This is a genomic window from Cognatishimia activa, from assembly GCF_017798205.1.
GTDB classification, from domain to species: Bacteria; Pseudomonadota; Alphaproteobacteria; order Rhodobacterales; family Rhodobacteraceae; genus Cognatishimia; species Cognatishimia activa_A.
Map to the genome: position 1 here is coordinate 1,571,233 of NZ_CP060010.1, position 26,262 is coordinate 1,597,494.

The 26,262-nt window shown below is 56.8% G+C and carries 25 protein-coding genes; 9 read left to right on the top strand and 16 right to left on the bottom strand.

Annotated elements, in window-relative coordinates; all coding sequences use genetic code 11:
• Nucleotides 1-56 precede the first annotated feature (56 nt).
• Complete coding sequence (locus HZ995_RS07600) at nucleotides 57-383, top strand: DUF3775 domain-containing protein (RefSeq protein ID WP_209358056.1); 327 nt, start codon at nucleotides 57-59, stop codon at nucleotides 381-383.
• A gap of 72 nt (nucleotides 384-455) precedes the next feature.
• On the opposite strand, the gene gyrB is transcribed toward HZ995_RS07600, so the two are convergent.
• Nucleotides 456-2,873 (bottom strand): DNA topoisomerase (ATP-hydrolyzing) subunit B, encoded by a 2,418-nt coding sequence (gene gyrB, locus HZ995_RS07605; protein WP_209358057.1) that lies wholly within the window; start codon nucleotides 2,871-2,873, stop codon nucleotides 456-458.
• 118 nt (nucleotides 2,874-2,991) lie between these two features.
• On the bottom strand, nucleotides 2,992-3,444 hold the full coding sequence (locus tag HZ995_RS07610; protein ID WP_209358058.1) for a MarR family winged helix-turn-helix transcriptional regulator: 453 nt from the start codon (nucleotides 3,442-3,444) through the stop codon (nucleotides 2,992-2,994).
• A gap of 103 nt (nucleotides 3,445-3,547) precedes the next feature.
• Here HZ995_RS07610 and HZ995_RS07615 point away from each other — a divergent pair, with 103 nt between their 5' ends.
• The gene (locus HZ995_RS07615) at nucleotides 3,548-3,769 is read left to right on the top strand and encodes a hexameric tyrosine-coordinated heme protein (RefSeq protein WP_209358059.1); all 222 of its coding nucleotides are present in this window, start codon (nucleotides 3,548-3,550) and stop codon (nucleotides 3,767-3,769) included.
• A gap of 49 nt (nucleotides 3,770-3,818) precedes the next feature.
• Here the strand turns inward: HZ995_RS07615 and recF are convergent, their stop codons facing one another.
• From recF to mutM, 6 genes are all read right to left on the bottom strand, one after another.
• Complete coding sequence (gene recF / locus HZ995_RS07620; RefSeq protein ID WP_209358060.1) at nucleotides 3,819-4,919, bottom strand: DNA replication/repair protein RecF; 1,101 nt, start codon at nucleotides 4,917-4,919, stop codon at nucleotides 3,819-3,821.
• A 61-nt stretch (nucleotides 4,920-4,980) separates the two neighbouring features.
• Complete coding sequence (gene dnaN / locus HZ995_RS07625) at nucleotides 4,981-6,099, bottom strand: DNA polymerase III subunit beta (RefSeq protein ID WP_209358061.1); 1,119 nt, start codon at nucleotides 6,097-6,099, stop codon at nucleotides 4,981-4,983.
• 157 nt (nucleotides 6,100-6,256) lie between these two features.
• The gene (dnaA, locus tag HZ995_RS07630) at nucleotides 6,257-7,645 is read right to left on the bottom strand and encodes a chromosomal replication initiator protein DnaA (RefSeq protein ID WP_209358062.1); all 1,389 of its coding nucleotides are present in this window, start codon (nucleotides 7,643-7,645) and stop codon (nucleotides 6,257-6,259) included.
• 502 nt (nucleotides 7,646-8,147) lie between these two features.
• Nucleotides 8,148-8,411, bottom strand: a complete 264-nt coding sequence (gene rpsT, locus HZ995_RS07635) for a 30S ribosomal protein S20 (protein WP_209358063.1) — start codon at nucleotides 8,409-8,411, stop codon at nucleotides 8,148-8,150.
• Nucleotides 8,412-8,709: 298 nt separating this feature from the next.
• On the bottom strand, nucleotides 8,710-9,486 hold the full coding sequence (locus tag HZ995_RS07640) for an enoyl-CoA hydratase (protein ID WP_209358064.1): 777 nt from the start codon (nucleotides 9,484-9,486) through the stop codon (nucleotides 8,710-8,712).
• Between the two features lie 63 nt (nucleotides 9,487-9,549).
• Complete coding sequence (gene mutM, locus HZ995_RS07645; protein WP_209358065.1) at nucleotides 9,550-10,401, bottom strand: bifunctional DNA-formamidopyrimidine glycosylase/DNA-(apurinic or apyrimidinic site) lyase; 852 nt, start codon at nucleotides 10,399-10,401, stop codon at nucleotides 9,550-9,552.
• Between the two features lie 138 nt (nucleotides 10,402-10,539).
• On the opposite strand from mutM, the gene ubiE reads away from it, so the two are divergent.
• The gene (gene ubiE, locus HZ995_RS07650; protein ID WP_209358066.1) at nucleotides 10,540-11,292 is read left to right on the top strand and encodes a bifunctional demethylmenaquinone methyltransferase/2-methoxy-6-polyprenyl-1,4-benzoquinol methylase UbiE; all 753 of its coding nucleotides are present in this window, start codon (nucleotides 10,540-10,542) and stop codon (nucleotides 11,290-11,292) included.
• Nucleotides 11,293-12,825 carry a 2-polyprenylphenol 6-hydroxylase gene (gene ubiB, locus HZ995_RS07655; protein ID WP_209358067.1) on the top strand — a complete coding sequence of 511 codons (1,533 nt, stop codon included), beginning with the start codon at nucleotides 11,293-11,295 and terminating at the stop codon, nucleotides 12,823-12,825.
• 148 nt (nucleotides 12,826-12,973) lie between these two features.
• Here ubiB and dapA read toward each other — a convergent pair whose 3' ends face one another.
• The gene (gene dapA / locus HZ995_RS07660; protein WP_209358068.1) at nucleotides 12,974-13,849 is read right to left on the bottom strand and encodes a 4-hydroxy-tetrahydrodipicolinate synthase; all 876 of its coding nucleotides are present in this window, start codon (nucleotides 13,847-13,849) and stop codon (nucleotides 12,974-12,976) included.
• A 186-nt stretch (nucleotides 13,850-14,035) separates the two neighbouring features.
• Between dapA and HZ995_RS07665 the strand changes: the two genes are divergently transcribed.
• Nucleotides 14,036-15,979, top strand: coding sequence for a lytic transglycosylase domain-containing protein (locus tag HZ995_RS07665; RefSeq protein WP_245168784.1), 1,944 nt, complete (start codon nucleotides 14,036-14,038; stop codon nucleotides 15,977-15,979).
• On the opposite strand, the gene HZ995_RS07670 is transcribed toward HZ995_RS07665, so the two are convergent.
• The 3 genes from HZ995_RS07670 to mnmD are packed head-to-tail and all read right to left on the bottom strand — an operon-like array spanning nucleotide 15,976 to nucleotide 18,261.
• Nucleotides 15,976-16,716 carry a sulfite exporter TauE/SafE family protein gene (locus HZ995_RS07670; RefSeq protein ID WP_209358069.1) on the bottom strand — a complete coding sequence of 247 codons (741 nt, stop codon included), beginning with the start codon at nucleotides 16,714-16,716 and terminating at the stop codon, nucleotides 15,976-15,978. The two genes, HZ995_RS07665 and HZ995_RS07670, sit on opposite strands and share 4 nt — an antisense overlap.
• A 3-nt stretch (nucleotides 16,717-16,719) precedes the next feature.
• Complete coding sequence (locus tag HZ995_RS07675) at nucleotides 16,720-17,586, bottom strand: DMT family transporter (protein WP_209358070.1); 867 nt, start codon at nucleotides 17,584-17,586, stop codon at nucleotides 16,720-16,722.
• A gap of 3 nt (nucleotides 17,587-17,589) precedes the next feature.
• Entirely contained in the window at nucleotides 17,590-18,261 is a 672-nt protein-coding gene (mnmD, locus tag HZ995_RS07680; RefSeq protein ID WP_209358071.1) for a tRNA (5-methylaminomethyl-2-thiouridine)(34)-methyltransferase MnmD, read from the bottom strand.
• 71 nt (nucleotides 18,262-18,332) lie between these two features.
• On the opposite strand from mnmD, the gene HZ995_RS07685 reads away from it, so the two are divergent.
• The gene (locus tag HZ995_RS07685; protein WP_209358072.1) at nucleotides 18,333-19,367 is read left to right on the top strand and encodes an NAD(P)/FAD-dependent oxidoreductase; all 1,035 of its coding nucleotides are present in this window, start codon (nucleotides 18,333-18,335) and stop codon (nucleotides 19,365-19,367) included.
• A 28-nt stretch (nucleotides 19,368-19,395) separates the two neighbouring features.
• On the opposite strand, the gene HZ995_RS07690 is transcribed toward HZ995_RS07685, so the two are convergent.
• From HZ995_RS07690 to HZ995_RS07700, 3 genes are all read right to left on the bottom strand, one after another.
• On the bottom strand, nucleotides 19,396-19,935 hold the full coding sequence (locus HZ995_RS07690; protein WP_209358073.1) for an NADPH-dependent FMN reductase: 540 nt from the start codon (nucleotides 19,933-19,935) through the stop codon (nucleotides 19,396-19,398).
• 145 nt (nucleotides 19,936-20,080) lie between these two features.
• Nucleotides 20,081-20,737 carry an OmpA family protein gene (locus HZ995_RS07695; protein ID WP_209358074.1) on the bottom strand — a complete coding sequence of 219 codons (657 nt, stop codon included), beginning with the start codon at nucleotides 20,735-20,737 and terminating at the stop codon, nucleotides 20,081-20,083.
• Nucleotides 20,738-20,854: 117 nt separating this feature from the next.
• A complete protein-coding gene (locus HZ995_RS07700) occupies nucleotides 20,855-21,706 on the bottom strand; it encodes a bifunctional helix-turn-helix domain-containing protein/methylated-DNA--[protein]-cysteine S-methyltransferase (RefSeq protein WP_209358075.1) in 852 nt (283 codons plus the stop codon).
• Between the two features lie 131 nt (nucleotides 21,707-21,837).
• On the opposite strand from HZ995_RS07700, the gene nth reads away from it, so the two are divergent.
• Together nth and HZ995_RS07710 are read left to right on the top strand one after the other, a co-directional pair.
• Nucleotides 21,838-22,482 (top strand): endonuclease III, encoded by a 645-nt coding sequence (gene nth / locus HZ995_RS07705; RefSeq protein ID WP_209358076.1) that lies wholly within the window; start codon nucleotides 21,838-21,840, stop codon nucleotides 22,480-22,482.
• The gene (locus HZ995_RS07710) at nucleotides 22,479-23,465 is read left to right on the top strand and encodes an adenosine kinase (protein WP_209358077.1); all 987 of its coding nucleotides are present in this window, start codon (nucleotides 22,479-22,481) and stop codon (nucleotides 23,463-23,465) included. The genes nth and HZ995_RS07710 overlap by 4 nt, the downstream gene beginning before the upstream one ends.
• A gap of 153 nt (nucleotides 23,466-23,618) precedes the next feature.
• Here HZ995_RS07710 and HZ995_RS07715 read toward each other — a convergent pair whose 3' ends face one another.
• Nucleotides 23,619-24,437 carry a sulfotransferase family protein gene (locus tag HZ995_RS07715; RefSeq protein WP_209358078.1) on the bottom strand — a complete coding sequence of 273 codons (819 nt, stop codon included), beginning with the start codon at nucleotides 24,435-24,437 and terminating at the stop codon, nucleotides 23,619-23,621.
• A gap of 144 nt (nucleotides 24,438-24,581) precedes the next feature.
• Here HZ995_RS07715 and HZ995_RS07720 point away from each other — a divergent pair, with 144 nt between their 5' ends.
• Nucleotides 24,582-26,159, top strand: a complete 1,578-nt coding sequence (locus HZ995_RS07720) for a DUF5928 domain-containing protein (RefSeq protein WP_209358079.1) — start codon at nucleotides 24,582-24,584, stop codon at nucleotides 26,157-26,159.
• The last annotated feature ends 103 nt before the right edge of the window (nucleotides 26,160-26,262 follow it).

Genomic DNA, 26,262 nt, shown 5'->3' on the forward strand with positions numbered 1-26,262 from the left:
GTCAAAGCCCATCTGCGGCGCGCGGTGACACTCTTTCCTTATGGAAGGAGATTCTCATGCTTGAGATTCCACCGAGGAAAGTCGCTCAGATCGTTCTAATGGGCCGTGAATTGGACCGGGCCGAGGGCGAGCTACGCGGTTTTTTTGATCGCCTGAACGAAGAAGAACTGACGAGTTTGGTCGCGGTGATGTGGATCGGCCGTGAAAGCTTTGAGCCAGAGGACCTTGCACAGGCCATTCAGTCGGCAAAGGAGCAGGCCACGACTCCGACGGTCGACTATTTGATCGGTACGCCCCATTTGTCGGATCATCTGGAAAACGGCATGGAAGCGCTTGGTATTTCGTTGGTTGACGCTGAAGACGCGCTGATCCGACGAGGGTAAAAGCAGTCCTGCCCGCGCACTTTGTCGAGCGCCCATAAACTATGAAAGGCCCCGATCGGGGCCCATCATCATTTAGAAATCCAGGTTCTCGACACTCAGCGCATTCTTCTGGATGAATTCGCGCCGCGGCTCCACCACATCGCCCATCAGCTTGGTAAAGAGATCATCGGCCTCGGCCATATCCTCGACCTTGACCTGCAACAGCGTACGCGCGTCAGGATCCAACGTGGTTTCCCAGAGCTGATCCGGGTTCATTTCGCCCAAACCCTTGTAGCGTTGCAGCGTCAGGCCGCGCTCGCCTTCGGTGAGGATCGCTTGCAAGAGATCCAGCGGTCCGTGAATGACTTGTGTGCGGTCTTTACGGACCAAAGTGGCTGCGACGCCGTACACCTCTTGCAGGCTCTCGGTAAAGCTGCCGGTCTTACGGGCTTCACCAGAACGCAGCATTGGGCCGTCCAGCGTGCGGACTTCCTCAACCCCACGCAGGATACGCGCCAGACGAATGCCGTGATCCTGTGTGATCCGACCCTGCCAGCCGCGTTCATATTCCAGAGCGATCTGGTCCAGTCGTTTGGCGACCTTATCAGCAACGCCTTGAAGGTCGGCGTCTACCGCGCCGGGCACAAAAGCGCCTGCAATGGCGGCTTGTTCCAGAATGTGACGTGGGTAATGGGTTGGGAAAGCATCAAGAACGCGCTTGAGCTGGCGCGCTTCAGTGACCACGCGGGCAAGGTCCGCACCGACCATATCCGCACCCGATCCCAGCTTCAGGATCGCGCCTTCGACACCCTGTTCGACAAGATAATCATCCAGCGCGGCTTGGTCCTTGAGGTAGACCTCTGACTTGCCGCGGCTCACTTTGTAAAGCGGCGGCTGCGCAATATAGAGATGCCCGCGTTCAATCAGCTCTGGCATCTGGCGATAAAAGAAGGTCAGCAAGAGCGTCCGAATGTGGGCGCCGTCAACATCCGCATCGGTCATTATGACGATCTTGTGGTAGCGCAGCTTGCTGGCGTCGAATTCGTCGCGCCCGATACCGGTGCCAAGCGCCATCACAAGGTTGCCGATTTCCTGAGACGACAGCATACGGTCAAACCGCGCGCGTTCGACGTTCAGGATTTTCCCGCGCAGAGGTAGCACGGCCTGCGTCCCCCTGTCTCGGCCAGTTTGGGCGGATCCACCCGCCGAGTCACCCTCCACCAAGAAGACTTCGGTCTTGGAAGGGTCTTTCTCGGAACAATCCTTGAGCTTGCCCGCAAGGAAGTTCACATCTAGCGCCGTCTTGCGGCGAGTAAGTTCCCGCGCTTTACGGGCGGCTTCCCGCGCCATAGCGGCCTCGATGATCTTGGAAACGATCAACTTGGCCTCATTCGGGTTTTCTTCAAACCATTCGGTAAGCTTCTCGTTCATCAGGCCTTCAACGGCCGGACGCACTTCAGAGGACACGAGCTTGTCCTTAGTCTGAGAGCTGAACTTGGGATCCGGCACTTTCACCGAAAGAACGCAGGTCAGGCCTTCGCGCGCGTCATCACCAGTGAAGCTGATCTTTTCCTTCTTCGCGATCCCGCTTTCCTGCGCGTATTTCGTCAGGGTTCGGGTCAGCGCGCCGCGAAAGCCCGCGATATGGGTGCCGCCATCCCGCTGAGGGATATTGTTGGTAAAGGGCAGCACGTTTTCATGGTAGCTGTCGTTCCACCACATGGCGACTTCGACGCCGATGTCATCCTTTTCGCCGCGCACATAGATCGGCTCGGGCATCATGGCGGTTTTGGAACGGTCGAGATACTTGACGAACTCTTTGACGCCGCCGTCATAGAAGAGCTCGGTTTTCAGAGGTTCTGCAGGGCGCTCGTCCTCAAGGATGATGCGGACGCCGGAATTCAGGAAGGCCAGCTCGCGCAGGCGTTTTTCCAGCGTCTCAAAGGAATATTCCAGATTGCTGAAGGTATCGGTCGAGGCCAGGAACCGCACTTCGGTACCAGTATGATCGCCGGCTTCGCCAACGACTTCGAGGTGCTTCGCGGTTTCACCCCGCTCAAAGCGCGCGATGTGTTCTTTGCCGTTACGCCAGACGCGCAACTCCAGCCAATCCGACAAGGCGTTCACAACGGACACACCCACGCCGTGCAGACCGCCTGAAACCTTATAAGAGTTGCTGTCGAATTTACCGCCCGCATGCAGCTGGGTCATGATGACCTCGGCCGCCGAGACGCCCTCTTCTGGGTGGATATCCACCGGAATACCACGCCCATTGTCGCTGACAGAAATCGAGCTGTCGGCGTGGATTTTCACGGTCACATAGTCGGCGTGACCAGCCAGAGCCTCGTCGATGCCGTTGTCCACGACCTCATAGACCATATGGTGCAGACCCGAGCCGTCGTCGGTGTCACCGATATACATGCCGGGGCGTTTGCGAACTGCCTCTAAGCCTTTGAGAACCTTAATAGAATCCGCGCCATATTGCTCGGGGTTCTGCGCGTCGTCGCTCATGTGATGAGATCCCTTATTTCTTGCCCAATTTATAGCCGTTTTGGCAGGGACTGTCACGCAATTGACGTGTTTTTTTGGGCGGGAAATGGCGTGGTCAGACGTGTGATTCTGCGGCGCACTATTTCCCAGTCTGCACCGCCTCTAGCCCGTCGCGCAGCCGAATGAGAAGGCCGTGCAATTGGGTCAATTCTGTGTGGCTCAATGAGGTTGCTTCGATCATGCAAGCGGTGATGGTTTTGGCCGAGGCCTGCAGCTTTTTGCCTTGCTCGGTCAGGGACACCACAACTGCGCGTCCATCTTTATCATCTTTACGACGGGTGACGTGCCCATGACCCTCCAGCCGTTTGATCAGAGGCGTTACAGTGTTGGTTTCCATATGCAATTGCCGCGCCAGATCGTTGACCTTTTGTCCGTCTTCCTCCCACAGCAAGGTAAGCGCAATGTACTGTGGATAGGTTAAACCCAGCACCTGCAGATGCGGCGCATAGGCTCGGTTGATTGCGTGGGCCGCCGTATAGGTAGCATGGCAGAACATGTCCTTGGCTTTGGTGGGAAGGGCAACTATCGACATGGCGGTCTCATTTATATCGCTTGCGATATATTTCTTGACATTGCGGTGGGAGAAGGTCAAGGTTTTCGAATTTTATATCGCGCGCGATAGGAAGGAGATCCCCATGTCTTGGCTACCGAGCCTACAAACTGAAACACCGGAAGAAGGCTATGAATTGGCCATTAAGCTGTCTCGAATGGCAGTCAAGAAAACCCAACCGGATGACGCCGCGCGGACAAGGATGCGCCCGGACTATGCCAACAATGCAGATAGCCTGACGGGAGTGTCACAGGTTGTGGCAACGAACTTCAATACAGTGGCCACGGCGAACAATTTCTGGCGGTGATAGCAGGGCTTACAACTCATGACGACGCGGGTTTAGTCCCGCGCCTGCGCTAATCGCCGAGTCGAGAAATTCCGGCGTCCTCAGACACCGTCAGGTACTGCGCCCGGTCTCCTAGCGCATCAAACAAGTGGTTTTCGGTGCCGGTCATCCAAGCCTGAGCCTTTAAGTCAATAAGCTCATCATACAACGCAGCGCGCCTATCCGCGTCCAGATGGGCAGCCACTTCGTCCAAGAGTAAGATCGGCGGCGTTCCAAGTGTGTCAGCGAGGGCGCGGGCGTTGGCGAGGATCAAAGAGATTAGGAGCGCCTTTTGCTCGCCTGTCGAGCAGTCTGATGCGGGAACATCCTTGGCGATATAGGTTGCGGAGAGGTCGGAGCGGTGCGGGCCAACTAGGGTCCGACCGGCGATGAGATCACGATTGCGGCTTTCCGCAAATGCTTCGCGAAAGGCATCCTCAGAGGTCGGGCTCTCGCCTTCGCTTTGCTGTAGATTCAGATCGGCGATTGGGAAAGCGGTTGAGGTTTTCCGTTGCGCCTCAGTGAGTTGCGCGAGGGTAGCCAGACGGTTGGCATGTATCTGCGCCGCGCATTTCGCCATTTGATCCTCGAGCGCTTTATACCAATGTGCATCGCGAATCTGTTCTTTCAAAAGCCGGTTGCGTTCCCGCATGGTCTTTTCGTAGGTCAGTGACGCTTCGGCATGGTCAGGAAAGAAGGACAAAGCTGTTCGGTCCAAAAACCGCCGTCGTCCTTCGGCGCCTTCGATCCACAAACGGTCCATGGCGGGAATAAGCCAGATCACACGGCACAGCGCGCCGAGTTTAGTCTGTGGGGCCGTTTTGTCGTTGATTTTAACCTGACGGGCCGCGCCGCTTTCGGACCAGGTCTCGATTTCCTGAGTGCCTTCAGATGACGTCAGAATGCCGCTGAGTTTCCATCCCAAAGCCTCGGGACGGCGCGTCATGTCCTGCGCCGAGGCGCGGCGGATACCCCGACCGGGCGAGAACAGCGAGACGGCCTCTAGGATATTGGTTTTACCTGCGCCATTGGGCCCATAGATCGCGACTGGGCGCGCGTCACAGCTTATTTCGCTGGCCTTATGGCTGCGAAAATGACTGAGTTTCAGCTGGGTCAGCGCAAGCTGTGTCATGACCGGTCTCGTTTTCTTTCAAAGAAAACGGCGCGGAATTTCTGGAAAATTCCGCCCTGCCTCACACGCGCATCGGCATGACGACGTAAACAGCTGTGGTGTCATTGCCTTCACGCATCAAAGTCGGATCGCCTGCGGAGTTGAACATAAAGACAGCGTTCTCGCGATCCACTTGGCTGGCAATCTCCAGCAGGTATTTCGCGTTAAAGCCGATCTCCAGACGCTCATCGCCATAGGCCACCGCCAGCTCTTCTTCCGCGGCACCGGAATCAGGCGCGTTCACCGACAGAACCAAACGGTCCTCATCGAGCGCCAGTTTCACCGCGCGAGACCGCTCTGACGAAACGGTGGCCACACGATCCACGGCCTGTGCGAATTCTGCGGCATCCACTTCCAGACGACGTGTGTTGCCCGCCGGAATAACGCGTGTGTAGTCAGGGAAGGTGCCGTCAATCACTTTGGACGTCAGTGTGATATCCGGCGTTGCAAAGCGCACTTTGGTGTCACTGACGCTGACCGCGATATCCATATCATCGTCGTCCAAGAGCTTGCGCAGCTCGCCAACCGTTTTGCGCGGGACAATCACGCCCGGCATATCGCTCGCGCCATCCGGAAGATCGGAATCAATCCGCGCCAATCGGTGACCGTCGGTCGCCACACAGCGCAGCACCTGACCGCCATCCGCGTCGGACACATGCATATAGACGCCGTTCAGATAATAACGGGTCTCTTCCGTCGAAATCGCGAACTTCGATTTATCAAACAAGCGACGCAGATTCGCCGCCTTTGCCGTAAAGTTGCAGGCATATTCCGAGGTCGCCATGACCGGGAAATCCTCTTTCGGCAGCGTCGCCAAAGAGAAGTTCGACCGGCCCGCTTCGACAGTCAGCCGCCCAGCGGTCCCGTCGTCAGACAAAGTCACCAACGCGCCATCCGGCAGCTTGCGAACGATCTCATGCAGCGTGCTTGCAGAAACGGTCGTTGCACCCGCGCGTTCAACCATCGCGGCCGCTTTGTCGACCACTTCGATGTCAAGGTCGGTTGCCCGGAAGGACACATTCGCGCCATCCGCTTCGATCAGCACATTGGCCAGGATCGGGATGGTGTTGCGGCGTTCGACCACCGATTGCGCCTGAGACACGGCCTTAAGCAGGGTGCCACGTTCAATGCTGATTTTCATCCCTTCGTCCTCCGAAGTAGCCGGGGGTGACAGACTAGCCTGTTCACCCTTAGGCTCAAGCTCTTTTTGGTTTTTTCGGCTGTATTTAAGGGGCCGTCAAGCACCCAAAGAAAAAGCGGGCCCAAAAGCCCGCTGTAAGGTGGGGAGTGCCCCGCCTTTATGCTTCTAAGGCGCGGCGGAGAAGTTCCAGATCTTCTGCGATTTGACCGTCCGAGCTGCGCAGCTCTTCGATACGGCGCACACCGTGCATGACGGTGGTGTGATCCCGTCCGCCAAAACGACGCCCGATTTCTGGCAAGGAGCGGCTGGTCAGCTGTTTGCACAGGAACATGGCAACCTGACGCGGGCGCGCAAAGTTGCGCAGACGTTTGGGACCGATCATGTCGGATAGACGGATGTTGTAATGCTCGGCGACACGGCGCTGGATTTCTTCGACGCTGATCTTGCGCTCGGATGCGCGCAGCACGTCGGACAGACAATCCTGCGTCAATTCCATCGTGATTTCGCGACCTACGAGGGAGGCAAATGCAAACAGACGGGTCAGAGCACCCTCAAGCACGCGCACGTTGGTCGAAATGCGATGCGCAAGGAATTCCAGTACGCCATCGGCAAGAACCAAATCTGGGTATTGGCTACGGTATTGCTCGACCTTGCTTTGCAGGATGCCAAGACGCAGCTCATAGTCGGTTGGATGCAAATCCACCACCAAGCCACATTGCAGGCGCGAACGAATGCGGTCTTCCATGCCTTTGATCTCACCAGGCGCACGGTCGGCAGAGATAATGATCTGTTTGTTCTGATCCACCAAAGCATTGAACGTGTGGAAGAATTCTTCTTGGGTGGAGTCCTTGCCCGCGATGAACTGCACATCGTCGACCATCAGAACATCAACCGAGCGGAACAGCTCTTTGAAGTCCATCATCTTGCGATCACGCAGGGCCTGAACAAAGCGATACATGAATTGTTCGGCAGATAGGTAAAGGACATTCAGGTCCGGACGACGGTTTTGCAGCTCCCAAGCAATCGCGTGCATGAGGTGGGTCTTACCAAGGCCCACGCCGCCATAGAGGAACAGCGGATTGAAGCTGACAGGACCACCTTCAGCGACACGGCGGGCGGCGGCATTGGCCAGCTCGTTCGGTTTGCCAACCACAAAGCTGTCAAAGGTGAAGCGCGCATCAAGCGGGGCGCCCGGCAGCTCGGCCTTAGAGGTTTCAAGGCGCGTTTGCGAAGAAGGGCGCACTGTTTCTGAGATAGGTGCTGCGGTCTCGATGGACGGAGAAGTTACCCGTGGCGCTGCGGCGGAATTCGCGACCCGGAAATGCACGCGCTGAACGGTTTCGCCCAGAGAGGTCAGTTTGTGAATAAGAAGGTCGCCAAAGTTCTGGGACACATAGTTGCCGATAAAGTTCGTCGGAACGTTAAACGTTGCTACGCCGTCCTGAATATCAGCAAACTCAAGCGGTTCGATCCACGCCTTGTAGTTATTTTGCCCGACCGTTTCCAACATTTCACGTTGGAAAGCCCCCAGTTGATCTAGTGTCATTTGTCCCCGATTCCGCGTCCAATTCAATCGACCCCGAAAGAGTCGAACCTGCCAGTTTCGCAACCCAATTCCGCACTCACACCTTGGCTGGGCGCCGAGCAGTCAGCACCTTGCAAAAACAATACGTCCCATTCTGTGAAAGTCCCCACCCTCACAGCGTAAGTTTCTTGCGCACCTTTGTGCGTTCAAAAAAGGATCGGACACGCAAGCCCTCAACCAGATTCTTCAAGAACATCACCATGTTTGCACACAGAAAGATGCACTACAACCTTTGGTTGAGCTTGGTTGTCGGTATTCGGTTTTCCCGAATGCTGTCCGCCCCCCGAAGCGGCGATATGAATCGCACTTATGAAGCTAGCAATTTCGGAATGAGAGTCGCAACTGATCTTCGAACTTGACTCATGAAATGGTCGAAAAGAATCTCTCTCAGTGAGATAAAATTTTCATAAAAAAGGCGCCAACCACATAGGGGAGGCGCCTTTTTTTACTGTTTGATAAGGGTTTAGCCCAGAGCTTTGACCCGTGCCGCAAGACGAGAGATTTTGCGGGATGCCGTGTTCTTGTGGAAGATACCTTTGTTCACACCGCGCATTACTTCTGGTTGAGCTGCCTTAAGGGCTTCTGCGGCTGCGGCGTGATCGCCGGACGCAATCGCTTCCTCTACTTTGCGCAGAAAGGTGCGGATGCGGGAGCGACGGGATTGGTTGACCAGAGCACGGCGTTCATTCTGACGTGCGCGCTTTTTGGACTGTGGTGAGTTTGCCATGAATCTCAGACCTTTATTTCGTGTTCGTTTCTCTATTCTGCGTGAGACCAAAGACAACGGGTCTGCCCAGTTTCCTGGGTCCGATTCTTGCCTAAGCGGGCATCACGCGCATGTATGACGGCGGTCTTTACAGAGTTTTACTGGTGAATGGAATAGCAAAAATCCAAGCGAAGATTTTGCACCTGCAGCAAAGCGAATCGTTCCGATCGAATCTCGATGCTCAAAAAAATTGCACCGCTGACGTGTGCCCATGAAAAAGGCCGCCCGAAACGGACGGCCTAGAACAGGTTCGGACAATTTACTTGTCGCGGAACTGAGCCTGACGTTTTTCTGCAAAGGCGGCCATGCCTTCCTTCTGATCTTCCGTCGCGAAGAGCGAATGGAACAGGCGGCGCTCATACAGCAGGCCTTCAGTCAGGGTGGTCTCATAGGCGCGGTTTACGGCTTCTTTCGCGGCAATCGCACTCAGCATGGATTTCTCGGCGATCTTCTGCGCCGCACCCATCGCTTCGTCCATCAGCTTCTTGCCCGGCACAACACGAGACACGAGGCCCGAACGTTCGGCCTCGTCAGCATCCATGAAGCGTCCGGTGAGATGCATGTCCATGGATTTTGACTTGCCGACATAGCGCGTCAGACGCTGTGTGCCACCCAGGCCCGCGATAACGCCCAGATTGATCTCGGGCTGGCCAAATTTCGCGGTATCAGAGGCAATGATGAAGTCGCACATCATCGCCAATTCGCAGCCACCACCCAGCGCGTAACCAGAGACGGCCGCGATGATCGGCTTGCGGACCTTATTGATCGCATCACCGTGGTCGCCAAAATAGTCAGAGAGGAACATTTCAACGAATGTCTTCTCGCTCATCTCTTTAATGTCGGCACCGGCGGCAAAGGCCTTTTCCGAGCCGGTGATCACAATGCAGCGGACTTTGTCATTCTGATCCGCTTCCGCCAGAGCCTGGCGCAATTCCGTCAGCAGCTCATTGTTCAGAGCGTTCAATGCATCAGGGCGATTCAGTTTGATAAGAGCTACGTGGTCTTCAACTTCGACGATGATCGTCTCAAAAGCCATGGATCCGCTTTCTGTTGTTCCAAGTAAGCTCGATTCCTTACCATGTCGGAAGGGGGGATCAAGTTATCTTTGGCATTGCGCACAATAGAAAGATGAGCGTCCAGACTGCGTGATTCTCAGAATCACCTTGTCGCAATCAGGCGTTTTACAGGGCTCACCTTCGCGCCCATAAACATCAAAGCTATGCTGAAAATATCCAAGTTCTCCATCGGCTTGGCGGAAATCACGCAGGCTGGAGCCACCCGCTTCGATGGCCTCTGACAGCACCTCACGAATGATTGGCACCAAAGCGGCGATCCGAGGCGCGGAAATTTTGTTGACGTGGCGTTTAGGAGAAATGCCTGCGCGGTAGAGTGCTTCGCAGACATAGATATTGCCGAGCCCTGCAACGATTTTCTGATCCAGTAGCGCGGATTTTATCGGTGTTTTCCGCGATTTCAGTTGGTCGACCAAGTAGGCTTCATTGAAATCATTACCCAAGGGTTCAGGACCAATATCGCAAAGCAGCTTGTGGGCATCACCTGTTGCAGTCTCCAGCAGATCCATCGCTCCAAAGCGGCGTGGGTCGTTGAAGGTGACCCGCGCGCCATTGTCCATGTCAAAGACCACGTGATCGTGTTTCTCTGCCTGCGGATGTTTGTGCACGAATTGTCCTAACGGGTCGCCGGAGACTGTCATGCGGCCTGACATTCCCAGATGCACAAGCAAAGTCTCTCCGCTGGCCAAGTCCATCAGAATGTATTTCGACCGACGCCTTAGCCCCAGAACCTTTTGCCCGGTCAGCCGCCCCACCATATTGTCCGGGAACGGCCAACGCAGGTCTGGGCGATTCACCGAGGCTTTTGCAATCACAGCCCCCGTCATCGCGGGTTCAAGCCCTCGGCGGACGGTTTCGACTTCGGGCAATTCAGGCATGGGATCCGCTCCTTCTTTGGCTCTTATTAGCGGCTCAGATAGAACAGGCAAAGCCCGCGTCCACCGAGCCAATAGATCGCATTGTAAGCGCGGCTTTGGCTCTATATGTAAGGCAGGGAATTTCTGAGGGGCCACGACATGAGCCAAGCTGACCAAACCACCACGCATTTCGGGTTTGAAACCGTGCCAGAGGCCGAAAAGGCCGGGCGTGTGCAGGGCGTTTTTGGGTCTGTTGCCTCAAAATATGACATCATGAATGACGTCATGAGCATGGGCATCCACCGCATCTGGAAAGACGCGATGATGGATTGGCTCGCGCCACGCCCGGGGCAAAAGCTCTTGGATGTGGCGGGCGGCACAGGGGACATTTCGTTCCGCTTTCTGGATCGCGCGGGGTCGGGCCATGCCACGGTTTGTGATTTGACCGAACCGATGCTGGTAGAGGGCCGCAAACGCGCCGAAGCGGATCAGATGGCTGAGCAGCTCGACTGGGTTGTTGGCGATGCCATGGCGCTGCCGTTTGAGGACAACACCTTTGATGTCTACACGATCAGCTTTGGCATCAGGAATGTGACCCGACCTCAAGAGGCTTTGAATGAGGCCTACCGCGTGTTGAAACCCGGTGGCCGTCTGATGGTCCTGGAGTTCAGCCAGATCCCCAACGACATGATGCAAAAGGCCTATGACTTGTATTCTTTCAATGTCATCCCGCGCATGGGGCAGGCCATCGCAAATGACCGCGACAGCTATCAATACCTTGTCGAGAGCATCCGCAAGTTCCCGGATCAGGACACCTTCCTTGCCATGCTACGCAAGGCCGGGTTTGAGAACGCGAAATACCGCAACCTGACCATGGGTATCGCGGCGCTGCATTCGGGTTGGAAACTCTAAGTGCGCGGACCTCACAATATCTGGCGTCTGATCCGTACAGGCGCAACGCTCGAACGCACGGGCGCAATGGGCGTGGTGCTCGAAGCATTTGAGGCCCCTAAACCACTGCGCATTCTTGCGCGGACCTTGGTCTGGCCGTTTCGCTGGATCGGCATCAAGGGTGATCCCAATATGCCGCCTGTCGTGCGCGCTCTGACCGCCTTGGGGCCGGCCTATATCAAATTCGGTCAGGTTCTTAGCACGCGTCCAGATGTGGTCGGCTCTGAAATGGCGACGCAATTGCGCGTTCTACAGGACCGTCTGCCACCGTTTTCCGTCGCTGAGGCCAAAGCAGCGATTGAATCAGAACTCGGCGTCGCGCCTGATGAGATTTTCTCTGAATTCTCAGAACCCGTTGCGGCGGCCTCGATCGCGCAGGTTCACAAAGCCAAACTCGCCGACACCGGCGAGGTCGTTGCAGTCAAAGTGCTGCGCCCGGGCATCGAGCGGGCCTTCCGCAAAGACGTGGACGCGTTCTATTTCGCAGCAGATTTCATCGAATTTGTCGCCCCGTTCTCTCGGCGTCTGCGCCCACACGACGTCATCGAACATTTCGACGGCGTCGTCACCGGCGAACTGGACCTCCGCCTAGAAAGCGCATCGGCAAGCGAGTTTGCGGCGAATACCGTGAATGACTCAGGCTTCCAGGTCCCCACAATCAAATGGGACCATTCCGCCCGCCGTGTTATGACCATGAGCTGGGCCGAAGGCGCTGCCATGGGCGACAACGACGCCCTGCGCGCTGCAGGACAAGACCTGCACGCCCTTGGTGCACGCGTGCTGCAGCTTTTCCTCAGCCACGCGCTTCGCGACGGTTATTTCCACGCAGACATGCATCAAGGCAATCTCAAGGTCGCGGCAAATGGCGACATCATCGCCTACGACTTTGGCATCATGGGCCACATCGACGAATACACCCGTCGGGTCTACGCCGAGATCCTCTTTGGTTTCATCCAACGCGACTATAAACGCGTCGCCGAAGTCCATTTCGAGGCAGGCTACGTGCCCGCCGATCAAGACGTCGACGAATTCGCGCGCGCCCTGCGTGCCGTCGGCGAGCCGATCTTTGGCATGGACGCCACCCAGATTTCGATGGGGCGCCTGCTGAACTACCTCTTTGAAGTCACCGAACGCTTCGGCATGGAAACCCGCACCGAGCTGATCCTTCTGCAACGCACCATGGTTGTCGTCGAAGGCGTCGCCCGTTCGCTCGATCCAAGCGTCAACATCTGGGACGTCGCCAAACCGGTCGTCGGAGACTACATCCGCGACTCTGTAGGGCCAAAGGCTCTTGCTCGTGATCTTTGGAAAACGGCGCAGGTATTGTCACGTTTCGGCCCGCGCCTACCGGGTCTCGTCGAATCCGCACTGATCAAACAGATTTCCGAAGAACCAGAACCACGCCGTCGCATCTGGCCCATTGCAGCCGGCAGCATGGTGCTCGGCGCGGGCCTTGGTATCGGAGCCGTGTACCTCGCGGTGACTTTGCTCTAGCGGCGGGTCAACCAGTCCGCCCTTGGCAACACCGCGTGCCCGCCGCACTGCACGGCCGGTTTCATCTTGCCAAAAATACTCAAATCCAAGCCGCCCAACAAAAAGCCCCGACCAATGGCCGGGGCGTTTTTTGCAAAAAGAAATCAGATCAGTTGATCAGCCCCGCATGACGCATGGCCGCATCAATCTGCGCCTTGGTGCTGTCCAGCAACCCTGTCAGCGGAGAGCGCACCTCATCCGAGCACAGGCCCAGCTGAGACATGCCGTATTTTGCACCAACAAGACCGGGCTCTACAAAGATCGCACGATGCAGAGGCATCAAGCGGTCCTGAAGTTCCAGCGCCTTGCCATAGTCACCAGCCAGAGTGGCCTCTTGGAACTCTGCACAAAGACGTGGCGCGACATTGGCCGTCACAGAGATACAGCCCACACCACCATGTGCGTTGAAGCCAAGCGCCGAGCCATCTTCGCCAGAGAGTTGAATGAAGTCCGCACCGCAGGTCTCGCGTTGGTCGCTCACGCGGGCAACGTCTCCGGTGGCGTCTTTCACGCCGACAATCCGAGGCAGTTTCGCAAGCTCACCCATGGTCTCAGGCGTCATGTCGATGATCGAGCGGCCTGGAATATTGTAGATCACGATCGGCAGATCGCAGCAGTCATGCAGCTCGCGGTAATGCGCCAGCAAGCCCCGTTGCGTCGGCTTGTTGTAGTATGGCGTCACAACGAGGCCCGCATCCGCGCCGGCTTTCTCGGCGAATTGCATGAAACGCACGGCTTCGACGGTGTTGTTGGACCCGGCCCCCGCGATCACAGGAATACGACCCGCCACTACTTTGACGACCTCTTCGATCACGGTCTCATGCTCTTCATGGGTCAAAGTCGGGCTTTCACCCGTTGTCCCAACCGGAACCAAACCATGAGAGCCTTCGCTGATATGCCACTCGACCAGCTTCTTGAGCGTATCCAAATCCAGCTCGCCGTTCTTGAACGGCGTGATGAGTGCAGGCATAGACCCTTTGAACATAACACGCTCCTTTGTTGTGCGATCTGGGCAGGACGCCCAAGTGACAGGCCGGAAGTCGCCGACCCAGGTTGAATTTCGCGCGGACCCTAGCCGGAAGTGGCGAGGTTGCCAAGTTACTCATTGGACCATGAGCAATCCGCATCTATGTTTGTCCTATAACCCGCAGCGAGGTGGAAAACGCAAGAGATGATGCAGCGGATTTGGGCAGTATTTTTGGTTTTCATCGTCAGCAGTGCAGCTTGGGCACAGCAGGCGGTGGATATTTCGCCCGTGATGCGGGCCATCCAGTCTCAAAACTGGAGCGAAGCTGCGCGCCTATCTCGCAGCTATGGCCCCGTGGTCCAGGATATCGCCGAATGGCACCGTTTGCGCGCGGGTGAAGGGACGTGGCGCGATGCACAGAGTTTCCTGCGCCGTAATGGGGATTGGCCAGGGTTGCCCTTGTTGCGTCGTAAACAGGAACCGAACTTTGCCGATGCGCCCGCCGATGCGATCTATCAGGTCTTTGCCGAAACCGGAGCGCAAACCGCTGAAGGCGCGCTTCTTTTGGCTGATGCGTTTAAGTCGCGGGGTTTACGCGACGAAGCCAATGCGACGATCACGCAAGCTTGGCTCGAGCGCGCCATGAGCGACGAGGAACATGCAGCCTATCTGGCGCGGTATGGAGACGTCCTGAAATCCCGTCATGTGGACCGCCTTGATGCGATGCTTTGGAATGGCTGGCGGGAAAATTCTCAGCGCATGTATCAGCTTGTACCAGATGGTTGGCGCAAGCTGGGTGCCGCGCGGCTTGCGCTGCGCGAGGACCGTACGGGCGTGGACGTATTGATCAACGCGGTGCCCTCAAGCCTCACCGATGATCCCGGGTTGGCCTATGAACGGTTTCTGTGGCGCATGCGCAAAGACCGAGACGCAGAAGCCGCCGCATTGATCCTTTCGCGGAGCGAGGCGAGAACCTTGGGCAATCCCGAGGCCTGGGCCAAGCGGCGTCTCGCGCTTGCGCGGTCGGAAATGCGGGAAGGTCGCGCTGCGCAGGCCTATAAAATAGCGGCGCAGCATGGGTTGATTGACGGCAGCGACTTCGCACAACTTGAATGGCTCGCGGGGTATATCGCCCTGAGGTATCTCGACGAACACTGGCTCGCGCTTCAGCATTTCGTCTTCTTTGAACAGGCCGTGCAGACCCCGATTTCCCTTGGTCGCGCGGGGTATTGGATTGGCCGTGCCTATGAGGCCATGGGCGATCAAGCTGCGGCGCAACGGGCCTATGCCGGAGGCGGAGCCTATCAAACTACATTCTATGGGCTTTTGGCGGCCGAAAAGGCGGGACTGCCGGTCGATCAATCCCTGTCTGGTCAATCTAATATCCCGAATTGGCGTGGTGCGGCCTTCGCGCGCTCGACGGTGCACGAGGCGGCGATGATGTTCTTGGCATCCGGCGAAGGCCCGCTTGCCGAAAGGTTTTGGCTGCATCTGGCTGAAACACAGGATGTCCTCGGAATGGCGCAGTTGGGCGCGATGGCGATTGAATTGAATGACCCTCATATCGCGGTGAAGCTTGGTAAGTATTTCGCCAGCCAAGGCATAGAGATCCACGCGCCCTATTACCCGCTGCACCCTCTGGCCAATCGCACGGATCTTCCTGTTCCAAAAGAGCTGGCCCTCGCCATCGCTCGCCGCGAAAGCGAGTTTGATCCTTCAGTTGTCTCTCACGCAAATGCCTATGGGTTGATGCAGATCTTGCCAGGTACAGCAAAGCTCGTCGCGGGAGCGTTGGGCGTGGGGTATTCCCGGTCCAAGCTGCTGAGCGATCCCGCCTATAACGTGACCCTAGGGACGGCCTATTTGGATGGGCTTAGCGAGGAATTTCAGGGGAATGTGATTATGATGGCCGCGGGCTATAATGCGGGACCACGTCGGCCCGAGGCCTGGATGGCGCGGCTCGGTGACCCTCGCCGCGCGGGCGGTCCTGATATGATCGACTGGATTGAACATATCCCGTTCACAGAGACGCGGAACTATGTGATGCGCGTGTCCGAAAGCTTGCCGATCTATCGCGCTCGATTGGGGAAGGATCCCCTGCCGATCCCTTTTTCTGAGGAAATCCGTGGGAGCACTTTGGCGAATTAAGCCAGCGACTGAACGAGGATCATGATCCCCGAGAGCAGCAAGAGTGTTAGCACCGCGCGTTTGAACCCTTTGGCTGTAACGCGACCAAACATCCAGACGCCTGCGAGGGCTCCGAGGATCACAATCGGCATCGAGACCAGTGACAGGCGCAGGACCTCGGATGTCAGTTGCCCAAAGGCGAGCATCGACACCGTAGACAGCGCCAAGATCGCAAGGTTGTAGGGCTGATAGCGCGCGCGTTGTTCGGCGGGAGGCAGGCCTCGCATCTGATACCACACGACTGGCAGGGCTCCGGACAGGCCAGCAAGCCCTCCGAGAATGCCACCGAGAAAGCCAATGATGCGATCCCAGATCAGCCCTGAGACGCGGATTTGCGGCACCGAGCGCCGCGCCATGAATTGCCAAAGCGTATAGGCGATCAGGAAAACACCCACGATCAGTTTGACCCGCTCTGGCGCGCCGTAGGCAACGAGCGCTGTGCCAATAGGAATGCCGAGAATACCCGCCCAGATCAACGGCCAGGCCTTGGGCCAGGAGATATGTTTCGCCAGTTTCGCAAGCCCCGTCAGCTGCCCTGCGGTGGCGCTGAGAACGACCAATGGCGGAACCAGATAAGCCGGGAGCGCTGCGAACCAGATGCCTGACACCACAAGCGCAAAGCCAAACCCCGCAAAGCCGCTGATAAAGCCACCCACAAACGCGCCAAGACCGACTGTTATGAGGATCATTGGGTCCATGGATTAGTCCGACGACACCCGTTCGCGCCACAGGGTAAACAACCCCGCGCCCACGACAATCGCCGCACCTACGGCGACGTTGATGCGCAGCGTTTCCCCGAATGCGAGGATCCCGAGTGAGGCCGCAAAGGGCAGTTGTAAATAGGCAAAAGGCTGCACAGCGCTGGCCTCTGCCACCTCATAGGTCTTGATCAACAGCCAATGTCCAAAGACACCGCTGCAACAGAGGATCGCCATCCAGATCAAATGTGTGCCCGTCATGACTTCCCAGTGAAACACGCCAATCGCCGTCATCACGACGCAGCCCACAACGCCTGTATAGAAAAAGCTCGTCATCGCATCGTCTTCGCGCGCGACATACCGCGTCGCCAATCCATAAACCGCGAACATGGCAGCCCCCAGCAAAGGCACCGTGGCAAGTGGAGAGAATACACCCACGCCGGGTTGCAGAATGATGAGAACGCCCACGAGGCCCGCGCCAATCGCCGCCCATCTGCGCCAGCCGACCTTTTCGCCCAGAATTGGACCAGACAGGGCGGCGATCATCAGAGGATAGCAGACAAAGATCGCATGGGTCTCGGTGAGGCCGAGCAGGGTAAAGGCCAAGACGGTCACGATAATCTCGGCGGCCAAAAGCGCGCCGCGAAAGATCTGCATCAGGGGGAACTTCGTGCGGGCCATCTTGCGGATACCCGCTGCGCGCTGAGCCAACACCAGAACGAAGGCGGCAAAGAACCAATAGCGGATCATGATCACGAGAAAGAGGTTGTATTCTTCCGCCAGAAACCGCGAAATCCCGTCCTGCATGGCAAAGACGAAGGTCGTCAAGCACATGAGAAGGATACCAAGACGGTTGGACGCTTGCGCCATGGTTTATCCTTTCACGCCGACGGTCATATGCCGCTTACGCCCGAACCCCGGAACGCGCTCGATGGCAAAGCCTGCATCTTCAAGCCCCCGTCGCACAAAACCCGCCGCAGTATAGGTCGCGCAGGTTCCGCCCGTTTTTGTGTGATCCCCGACAGTTTGCATCAGGTCCGCATCCCAAAGTTCTGGATTCTTGGCAGGCGAAAACCCGTCTAAAAACCACGCATCCGCCTGCCAATCTTGCTGCGCCAAGGTCTCGCGCGCATCACCCAGGATCACGCGTGCCTCAATCCCATCGAGCGTCGCAAGCGTCGGATCCTTTTCCCAAGCTGCAGAGAGCCGCGCGGCAAAGGGCGCGAGCTCGGGAAAGGCCTCATGCGCGCGGCGCATCTCTGTTGCGCTCATTGGAAAGGCTTCAAAGCTTGTGAAGCTTAGCGGTGTCTCCATGCCCGAGGCTTCCCACGCTTGCCAGACCGCCAAGAGGTTCAAGCCAGAGCCGAAACCCAACTCGGCAATATGAAACCCCTCAACAAACCGTGCGGGCAGATCATTGCCATCCAGAAACACATGGCGCGTTTCATTCAACCCGTTTTCCAAACTGAAATAGGGATCATCAAACCGCGTCGACACGGGGATCGTGCCATCGCGCCAGATCAGCTCTGCACTCTGGTTGCTCATTGCGGATTGCCTTAAAGAGAGGGACGCGTGGTCCGACACGCAACTGTGACGCAGCTTGGGGTGATTTGGCAATGGTGGATGTAACGGTCTATGGGGCTGGGATCTTTGGGCTTTCAGTCGCCTGGTCCTGTGTCAAACTAGGTGCCAAGGTGCAAGTGATCGATCCGAACGTCGTCGCTGCTGGCTCCTCTGGTGGTATTGTCGGCGCGCTGGCGCCTCACACGCCCGAGAATTGGAACGACAAGAAAGAGTTCCAGTTTCAAAGCCTTATCATGGCAGAGGACTATTGGGCTGACATCGCCGAGGTGAGTGGACAGTCCCCAGGCTACGCAAGATCAGGACGTCTACAACCCATCGCCGATCAGCGTGCTCACGATCTGGCGCTCAAGCGCCAACAAGGGGCGGCAGAACTCTGGCGCGGCAAGGCCATTTGGGAGATCAAACTTGCGGCCGATTTCGAAGATTGGTGCCCCCTAAGCCCCACAGACTTTGTCATTCTCGACACGCTCTCAGCCCGCATTCACCCGCGTCAGGCCTGCGAGGCTCTTGCTGCGGCACTTAGGGCCAAAGGCGTGGAGATCTCGCCGGATGGTGCGCCCAAGGGCCATATCGTCTGGGCAACGGGCTGGCGTGGGCTTCTCGAGCTTTCAGAGGAAACCGAACGCCCAATCGGCAATGGAGTCAAAGGGCAAGCGATCTTGCTAGAGCTCGATCGTGCGGATCTGCCTCAGCTCTTTGCCGATGCACTGCATGTGATCCCTCATGCGGATGGGACAGTTGCGATCGGCTCGACCTCCGAGCGTGACTTTGAGGATCCAAACGCAACAGACGCGCAGTTGGAAGAGATCTATCAGCGCGTGATAACCGCAGTGCCCGCTCTAAGAAATGCACCTATCCTCGCGCGCTGGGCCGGCGTGCGCCCGCGTGCAAAAAGCCGAGCGCCCATGCTCGGGAACCATCCCACGCGCGCGGGTGACTTCATCGCCAACGGTGGCTTTAAAATCGGCTTTGGTATGGCACCAAAAGCAGGCGAGGTAATGGCGGATCTGATCCTGGAAAACCGCGACGAGATTCCAGAAGGCTTCCGCCCTGAAGCCTCACTCTGACCTATTCATCTTGCCAAAAATACTCAAACTATCCTCTGATTTCGACTTCCAAAGCCCGCATGAGGCGTTCCACCGACGCCTGATATCGCTCTGACACCAAGCGACCTTCATCGTCAAATTCTGATCCCGCCGAGGCAATGCCGACTTCCGGCGCTGCTGCGATGCGCACGCTGAAAGGTGTCATACAGGTACGCAGCATGGTTTGCGCGCGCACGCCTCCGGCGCGGCCAGCAGCAGCACTCATGACCGCCACAGGTTTACCCGCCCAAGGGGACGGTTTTGCGCGGCTCACCCAATCGAGCGCGTTTTTCAGAACGCCGGTTATGCCGCCGTTGTATTCAGGCGTCGAGATAATGACCGCGTCAGCGTCCGCAATTTGAGACACCAGTGTCTCCACCACGTCAGGCAGACCGTGCTCGTCCTCAAGGTCTCCGTCGTAGAGCGGGATATTGAGGTCGGCTTCCAGAAACTCACACTCGCCGTACAAGCGCGCGGCCTCACGGATGAGCTTGCTGTTGACCGAGTCTTTGCGAAGGGAACCCGAGATGCCCAATATCTTAGTTGCCATGATGGCCTCCAGTCTGTGCGTTGAGGCTAAGGTATAACGACAGACCCGCGGGGCAACTGGCGATTGCGCACATGAGTCAGGCTGATCACGCACAGAAAAACCCCGCGCAGATCGCCTCTACGCGGGGTTTGGAAATGTTCCGATCTTAGCCTGCTGTCGGCAGGATCACAATCTCAACGCGGCGGTTCTGCGCGCGGCCCTCTGGTGTGAGGTTCGATGTCACCGGCTGGCTTTCTCCGCGGCCAATCGCGTCGATCCGGCCGAATGGGACGCCCTCGGCCATCAAGACATCAGCGACCGCGTTTGCACGACGCTCAGACAAAGTCTGGTTATAGGTCGCATCCCCTTCGTTGTCGGTGTGGCCGATGACCTGAATGGTAGAGTTCGGATAGGCCAAGAGGTTGCTTGCGACGGACCGCAGGTCGCGCTGCAAATCGGCGCGTACGGTATAGCTGTCGGTGGCAAAAAGAATGTTGTTCGGCATCGTCACGATCAGGCGGTCACCCGTGTTGGTGATATCGACGTCGGAATTGTCCAGATCGCGACGCAGGTCTGCTTCTTGGCGGTCCAGAATATCGCCTGCAATTGCGCCGATGCCCGCGCCAATCGCTGCGCCACGCACGGTGCCGCCGACTTTGTCATCCGCGGTGATCGCGCCGATAGCGCCGCCGAGGATCGCACCGATGGTCGCGCCCTGGCGTGTATTGTCGCGTTCAATGCCCGCGTATTGAGGATCTGTACAAGCGCTGAGCGTCAGTGCTGCGCCAGCGGCCAATGCCAGTGAAAGTCTTGCTCGAGCCATCTTCATGCCCCTTTCGGTTCGCTTAGTCGTGATGGGTTTACTGCTAAAGCGAGTCTGAGGCTTCCCGCCTTGGTTCACAAGGGGGAATTCGGCAAGGCTTTGCTCAAAATGCTGTGTCTAAGATGCCTGAGCCAGGCTTTCAGACTGCGCGGCCTCATAGGCCAGCATGGCGCGTTTGACCGGCAAGCCCCAGTGATAGCCGCCAAGGCCGCCCGATTTCCGAAGCGCTCGGTGGCAGGGGATGATCCAACTGATCGGGTTTTTCCCAATCGCCGTTCCAACAGCCCGCACCGCTTTGGGCGAGCCGACCGCATGCGCGATCTCGGAATAGGTTGTGACTTGCCCCGAAGGGATGCGCATCAGAGCCTCCCAAACCTTAATCTGCAAGGGTGTGCCGATGAGCAGTAGCGGTGTTTCGCCTTTTGATGTGCCAAAGACATTGGCGATCCAGGGGGACAGCATGTCTGGATCTTCGACAAACTCAGCGTTGGGCCAGCGGGAGGTCAAATCGGCGTATGTGTTGTCTCGACCGGTTTCGGAGGCGAAAGCCACGCCGCAAATGCCTTTAGATGTCCCCATGACAAGGGTTTCGCCAAAGGGGCCTTCAAACCAGCCAAATGAGATCACAAGACCCGCACCTTTTTGGGCGTATTCGCCGGGGCTCATGGCTTCCCATCTGAGGAAAAGATCGTGCAGGCGCCCGGTGCCCGAAAGGCCAAGCGAATGGGCGGTGTCCAATGTGGTGAAGCGCTCGTGCAAAAGCGATTTCGCATGCCCGAGCGTGAGATATTGTTGAAAACGTTTTGGCGAAATCCCAGCCCATTTGGAAAACTGACGCTGGAAATGCGCGGGGCTCATGCCTTGCGCGGCCGCCAGCTCTTCGAGGGAAAGCGCGTCCTGCCCCTGATCGATCATCTCGATCGCCCGGCGCATGACGCCATAGTGGTAGCTTTGTTCCATATCGCTCATGTGCTCATCGCTTCCTTCGGGCGCTCTTCGTTAGGGTAACTTAAGCCGCGTGCCTTGCTCAAACGACCCGTTTGTTGCGGTTTTTCTCAGGAAGGGTTTGACGCAGGTGCCAGACGGGCTAAACCCAGCCCATGGCCAAGCAACTTGATTACCACACGATCCGCGAGATCTTTACCCGATTTGAAGCCGCCGAAGCCGAGCCCAAAGGAGAGCTTGATCACGTCAATGCCTATACATTGGTGGTCGCTGTGGCCTTGTCCGCGCAGGCGACCGACGTTGGAGTGAACAAGGCGACAAAGAACCTCTTTCCCATCGCGGATACGCCGCAAAAGATGTTGGACCTAGGCGAAGAGCGGCTGATTGAACATATCAAAACCATCGGTCTTTACCGCAACAAAGCGAAGAACGTGATGAAGCTGAGCCGTATTCTGGTGGACGATTACGGTGGCGAAGTTCCCAATTCCCGCGCTGCTTTGGAAAGCCTGCCGGGCGTGGGGCGCAAGACCGCCAATGTGGTTTTGAACATGTGGTGGCAATACCCCGCGCAGGCGGTGGATACGCATATCTATCGCTTTGGCAATCGGTCAGGTGTGTGCCCTGGCAAGGACGTCGTTGCCGTGGAGCGCGCCATCGAGGACCATATCCCGACCGATTTCCAACAACACGCGCACCATTGGATGATCCTGCATGGACGCTACACCTGCAAAGCGCGTAAACCCCTGTGCGGCACCTGCCTGATTCGAGATCTCTGCCTATTTGAGGACAAAAACCTATGACCCAATATCAAGTCGTCGGCATCGGTAATGCGATTGTTGATGTCATCAGCCAATGTGACGATAGCTTTCTGGACCTCATGGGCATCCAAAAAGGCATTATGCAGCTGGTCGAGAAAGAACGCGGCGAAGTGCTGTATGGCGGGATGACCAACCGGGTTCAGGCGCCGGGTGGATCTGTGGCGAATACGCTCGCGGGCCTTGGGGCGCTGGGCCTGACCACTGCCTTTATCGGGCGCGTGAATGACGATGCCCTGGGCAAGTTTTACCAAGCCGAAATGGTCGCAGGCGGCACGGATTTCCCGAATGCGCCGGTTGCGGGCGGTGAATTGCCAACCTCTCGTTCTATGATTTTTGTTTCGCCGGATGGTGAGCGGTCAATGAACACCTATCTGGGGATTTCCTCCGAGGTCGGACCAGAGGACGTGTCCGAGGATGTGGCTGGCAACGCGAAGCTTCTGTTCCTTGAGGGCTATCTTTACGACAAGCCACAGGGCAAGCAGGCGTTTGAACGGGCTGCAGAGCTTTGCAAAACAGGAGGTGGCAAGGCTGGGATTTCCCTGTCTGACCCATTCTGCGTAGACCGTCACCGCGATGACTTCCGTCGCCTTGTGAAAGAGCTGGACTATGTCATCGGCAATGACCACGAGTGGAAGTCGCTCTATCAGACCGACGACCTCCAAGAAGCGCTGGATCAAGCGGCTCAGGAAACTGGTTTGATCGTATGCACACGTTCCGGCGAAGACGTGATCATGGTCGAAGGCGGCGAGACCGCGACGGCACCTGTCCGCACGATTGTCCCCGTGGATGCCACAGGCGCTGGCGATCTGTTCGCGGCCGGGTTCCTATATGGCTATGCGACCGGCCAGCCCTTGGCAAAAGCGGGCCGCATGGGCTGTGTCGCTGCTGCCGAAGTCATCAGCCACTTTGGTGCGCGCCCCGAAGCGGATCTAAAGGCCTTGTTCCGCAAGGAAGGCCTGCTCTAAAAGCTCTTGCTGGGGGACGTATCGGCCCCCGTCGAACCCGTTCCCCAGCAAGACACTTTGTGTGATGCGCACGACCCCCTGGACGATGCGCAAGACCGAGTAAACCGCGATTCTAGTTAACAAAGCCTTTAGGCCTATGGCCAAATTTGGGCGTTAGTCGCCGAGCTTAGCGTGGACTTCATCCAAATCGATTTCCCCGATGGGCATCTTATTGGCCGGATTCTCGAAATCATATTTGAAGAGTTTGAAGTCGCGTTTGTAGATCTCGTACATTAGATGCATCGAGAGATCGTCGAAGTAATCCTCAACAGGATGCGCGCGTTTGGGGCCATGGCCCTCGGATTCGTTAAACCGCGGCACATCTTTCAGCTTGATCGCATTGGGCACCTCGATGTGATCCAGTACATCCTGCATCCCTTCATTAAAGCTCTCGGTCCAGAAGATCTTGTTATAGCGCCCGCCATTCTGAATGAATGTCGAGACATGGCCCGAGGTCGCTGACCAGTGAATGTCGGGATCCATCGGGCGGCGAAAGCGAATGGTGTCGCGGGCAAACAGCAAAAAACGACGGAAGCTCTTGATCTGGTCAAACTCCTCGGTGCCGTCCTCTCCGCCGACATCGATCCCATATTTCTGGATCAGCATCGGCACCATATTGCCGCGATAGCGCCGTCCATTGCGCTGAATGCCGCAGATCTTGTCAAAGAACGAGCTGAGGATCCGAGTATAGGGGTTGCGCACGCAGGTAAACGCATAGGTTTCACCAGCTTTCACAGCATCTGTGATCAGCGGTTTGCTGTCATCCAGCGCCCACTTGTGCATCCCTGCGGTTGCATCGTGGATATCGCCGTCAAAGTAGTCGCCGTTGTCGGAATAATACATGATCTGCCCGATGGTCGAGCAGGCGCATTTCGGCACAACGCGGTACACCACGCTTTGACTTTCCGTCATCCAGACGCCGGGAAATCCCATCTGCTTTGGCCTCTCTTAGTATTTTGTGATTATTTTTAGGGCAAATCCGGGAAGAGTAAAAAACAAATTTCGCAAATCGCTCGTTTTGATATACTGGGCGTTAAGAATAATGATCGAGCGGCACACGGGGCAAGGGTTTCTACCATGGCAAAAATTGCATTTATTTTGCTTTGTCACAAAGACCCTGCGGCTGTTGTGGAACAGGCTACGCGTCTCACCGCAACTGGTGATTGCATTTCCATCCACTATGACAAAAGCGCGGATCCGGCAGGCTTTCGCGAGATCCAATCTCAGTTGGCAGACAATCCAAACGTCGTTTTGGTGAAGCGTCGCGTGAAGTGTGGTTGGGGGGAATGGTCTCTGGTCGAGGCCACACTGCGCGCGGTGCGTGCCGCGCTGGATGCCTTCCCGAAGGCCACGCATTTCTACATGCTTTCTGGCGATTGCATGCCGATCAAAACCTCGGAATATATCCAAGAGTTTCTGGCCGAACAGGACGCGGATTTCATCGAAAGCCACGACTTTTTCGAAAGCGACTGGATCAAGACAGGCATGAAAGAAGACCGTCTGATCTATCGCCATTTCGTCAATGAGCGTGGGCGCAAAGATCTGTTCTACCGACTTTACAACCTGCAAAAGCGTTTCGGCATATCTCGGGAAATTCCCAAGGATATTCAGGTGCATATCGGCAGCCAATGGTGGTGTTTGCGGCGTCCGACTATGGAAAAGCTGATGGAGCTGGTGCGGGAACGCCGCGATCTGGTGCGGTTTTTCAAATTCACCTGGATCCCGGACGAGACCTTCTTTCAGACTCTCATTCGTCTTGTAGTGCCTGCTGAGGAAATCGAGAGCCGCACGCTGACGTTTTTGATGTTCACTGATTACGGCATGCCGCTGGTTTTCTACAACGACCACTACGACATGCTGATCAATCAGAACTTCCTGTTTGCGCGCAAAATCAGCCCCGAGGCGGACGAGCTGAAAGCAAGGCTTGGCGATCTCTATGCGGCCAAAGGCGTGTCATTTGAGATCTCGGACGAGGGGCCAGGCCTTTTCAAATTCGTCACCGAACGTGGCCGGATCAGCCGTCGCTATGGCAACCGCTTCTGGGAGGTCGAAACGACTCTGGGACGTGACCGCGAGCTGATGATCGTCGTGTGCAAGAAATGGCATGTTGCAAAGCGCGTTCTGGCCAAGATTAAACAGGTCACCAATGTGCCCGCTGTGGAATTCCTGTTCCAAGAAGAGGACACCGAGCTGCCCGATCTTGGCGGCATCCAAAGCACGGTTGCAAAACGTCACCGCCATCGCCGCGCGTTGTTGCGGATGATGTTTGATTATTTCCAAACCAACCGGATGATCATCTGTATGGATCCTCAGGGGCTTGAGCTTCTCAAAGACTTCTACGCGGATCGATCGACCACGCGCGCTTTAGAAATTCAGTGCAGCTACAGCGATGACTACCTCAAAGGCCATGCCGCGCGCATCGGACTGGCTGGCGAAAGCACGCCGAAGGATACGTTTGAACGCATCCTGCCAACCATTCGACGCGGGATCGATGACGAAAGCGACGCTATTCGCGATGCGCGATTTGAAAATTACCACTACATCCGCGAACAGGACGAGTTTGACGACTTCTTGGACCCTCTGCAGGCGTTCTTGTCGGTCTCGCAAGATCAAGCGCGCGATATCGCAGCAACGCCACATATGTTTGCCGACTAACAACAGGTCTGACCAAAAGCCGCAGGGCAGGGCTTATCGCGCTCTTGCGAGCGCTGCCCGCTTGCCCCATAGTCCGCGCGAAACGACCCAAGCGATCAAAGCC

Coding starts and splice junctions, on each gene's coding strand:
- nth (WP_209358076.1), top strand. CDS start 21,838: ATGGCCAAGCAACTTGATTACCACACGATCCGCGAGATCTTTACCCGA.
- HZ995_RS07710 (WP_209358077.1), top strand. CDS start 22,479: ATGACCCAATATCAAGTCGTCGGCATCGGTAATGCGATTGTTGATGTC.
- HZ995_RS07610 (WP_209358058.1), bottom strand. CDS start 3,444: ATGTCGATAGTTGCCCTTCCCACCAAAGCCAAGGACATGTTCTGCCAT.
- mutM (WP_209358065.1), bottom strand. CDS start 10,401: ATGCCTGAATTGCCCGAAGTCGAAACCGTCCGCCGAGGGCTTGAACCC.
- HZ995_RS07685 (WP_209358072.1), top strand. CDS start 18,333: ATGGTGGATGTAACGGTCTATGGGGCTGGGATCTTTGGGCTTTCAGTC.
- HZ995_RS07670 (WP_209358069.1), bottom strand. CDS start 16,716: ATGGACCCAATGATCCTCATAACAGTCGGTCTTGGCGCGTTTGTGGGT.
- gyrB (WP_209358057.1), bottom strand. CDS start 2,873: ATGAGCGACGACGCGCAGAACCCCGAGCAATATGGCGCGGATTCTATT.
- HZ995_RS07675 (WP_209358070.1), bottom strand. CDS start 17,586: ATGGCGCAAGCGTCCAACCGTCTTGGTATCCTTCTCATGTGCTTGACG.
- HZ995_RS07665 (WP_245168784.1), top strand. CDS start 14,036: ATGATGCAGCGGATTTGGGCAGTATTTTTGGTTTTCATCGTCAGCAGT.
- HZ995_RS07640 (WP_209358064.1), bottom strand. CDS start 9,486: ATGGCTTTTGAGACGATCATCGTCGAAGTTGAAGACCACGTAGCTCTT.
- recF (WP_209358060.1), bottom strand. CDS start 4,919: ATGACACAGCTTGCGCTGACCCAGCTGAAACTCAGTCATTTTCGCAGC.
- rpsT (WP_209358063.1), bottom strand. CDS start 8,411: ATGGCAAACTCACCACAGTCCAAAAAGCGCGCACGTCAGAATGAACGC.
- dnaA (WP_209358062.1), bottom strand. CDS start 7,645: ATGACACTAGATCAACTGGGGGCTTTCCAACGTGAAATGTTGGAAACG.
- HZ995_RS07700 (WP_209358075.1), bottom strand. CDS start 21,706: ATGAGCGATATGGAACAAAGCTACCACTATGGCGTCATGCGCCGGGCG.
- HZ995_RS07720 (WP_209358079.1), top strand. CDS start 24,582: ATGGCAAAAATTGCATTTATTTTGCTTTGTCACAAAGACCCTGCGGCT.
- HZ995_RS07600 (WP_209358056.1), top strand. CDS start 57: ATGCTTGAGATTCCACCGAGGAAAGTCGCTCAGATCGTTCTAATGGGC.
- HZ995_RS07715 (WP_209358078.1), bottom strand. CDS start 24,437: ATGGGATTTCCCGGCGTCTGGATGACGGAAAGTCAAAGCGTGGTGTAC.
- HZ995_RS07615 (WP_209358059.1), top strand. CDS start 3,548: ATGTCTTGGCTACCGAGCCTACAAACTGAAACACCGGAAGAAGGCTAT.
- HZ995_RS07695 (WP_209358074.1), bottom strand. CDS start 20,737: ATGGCTCGAGCAAGACTTTCACTGGCATTGGCCGCTGGCGCAGCACTG.
- dapA (WP_209358068.1), bottom strand. CDS start 13,849: ATGTTCAAAGGGTCTATGCCTGCACTCATCACGCCGTTCAAGAACGGC.
- dnaN (WP_209358061.1), bottom strand. CDS start 6,099: ATGAAAATCAGCATTGAACGTGGCACCCTGCTTAAGGCCGTGTCTCAG.
- ubiE (WP_209358066.1), top strand. CDS start 10,540: ATGAGCCAAGCTGACCAAACCACCACGCATTTCGGGTTTGAAACCGTG.
- mnmD (WP_209358071.1), bottom strand. CDS start 18,261: ATGAGCAACCAGAGTGCAGAGCTGATCTGGCGCGATGGCACGATCCCC.
- HZ995_RS07690 (WP_209358073.1), bottom strand. CDS start 19,935: ATGGCAACTAAGATATTGGGCATCTCGGGTTCCCTTCGCAAAGACTCG.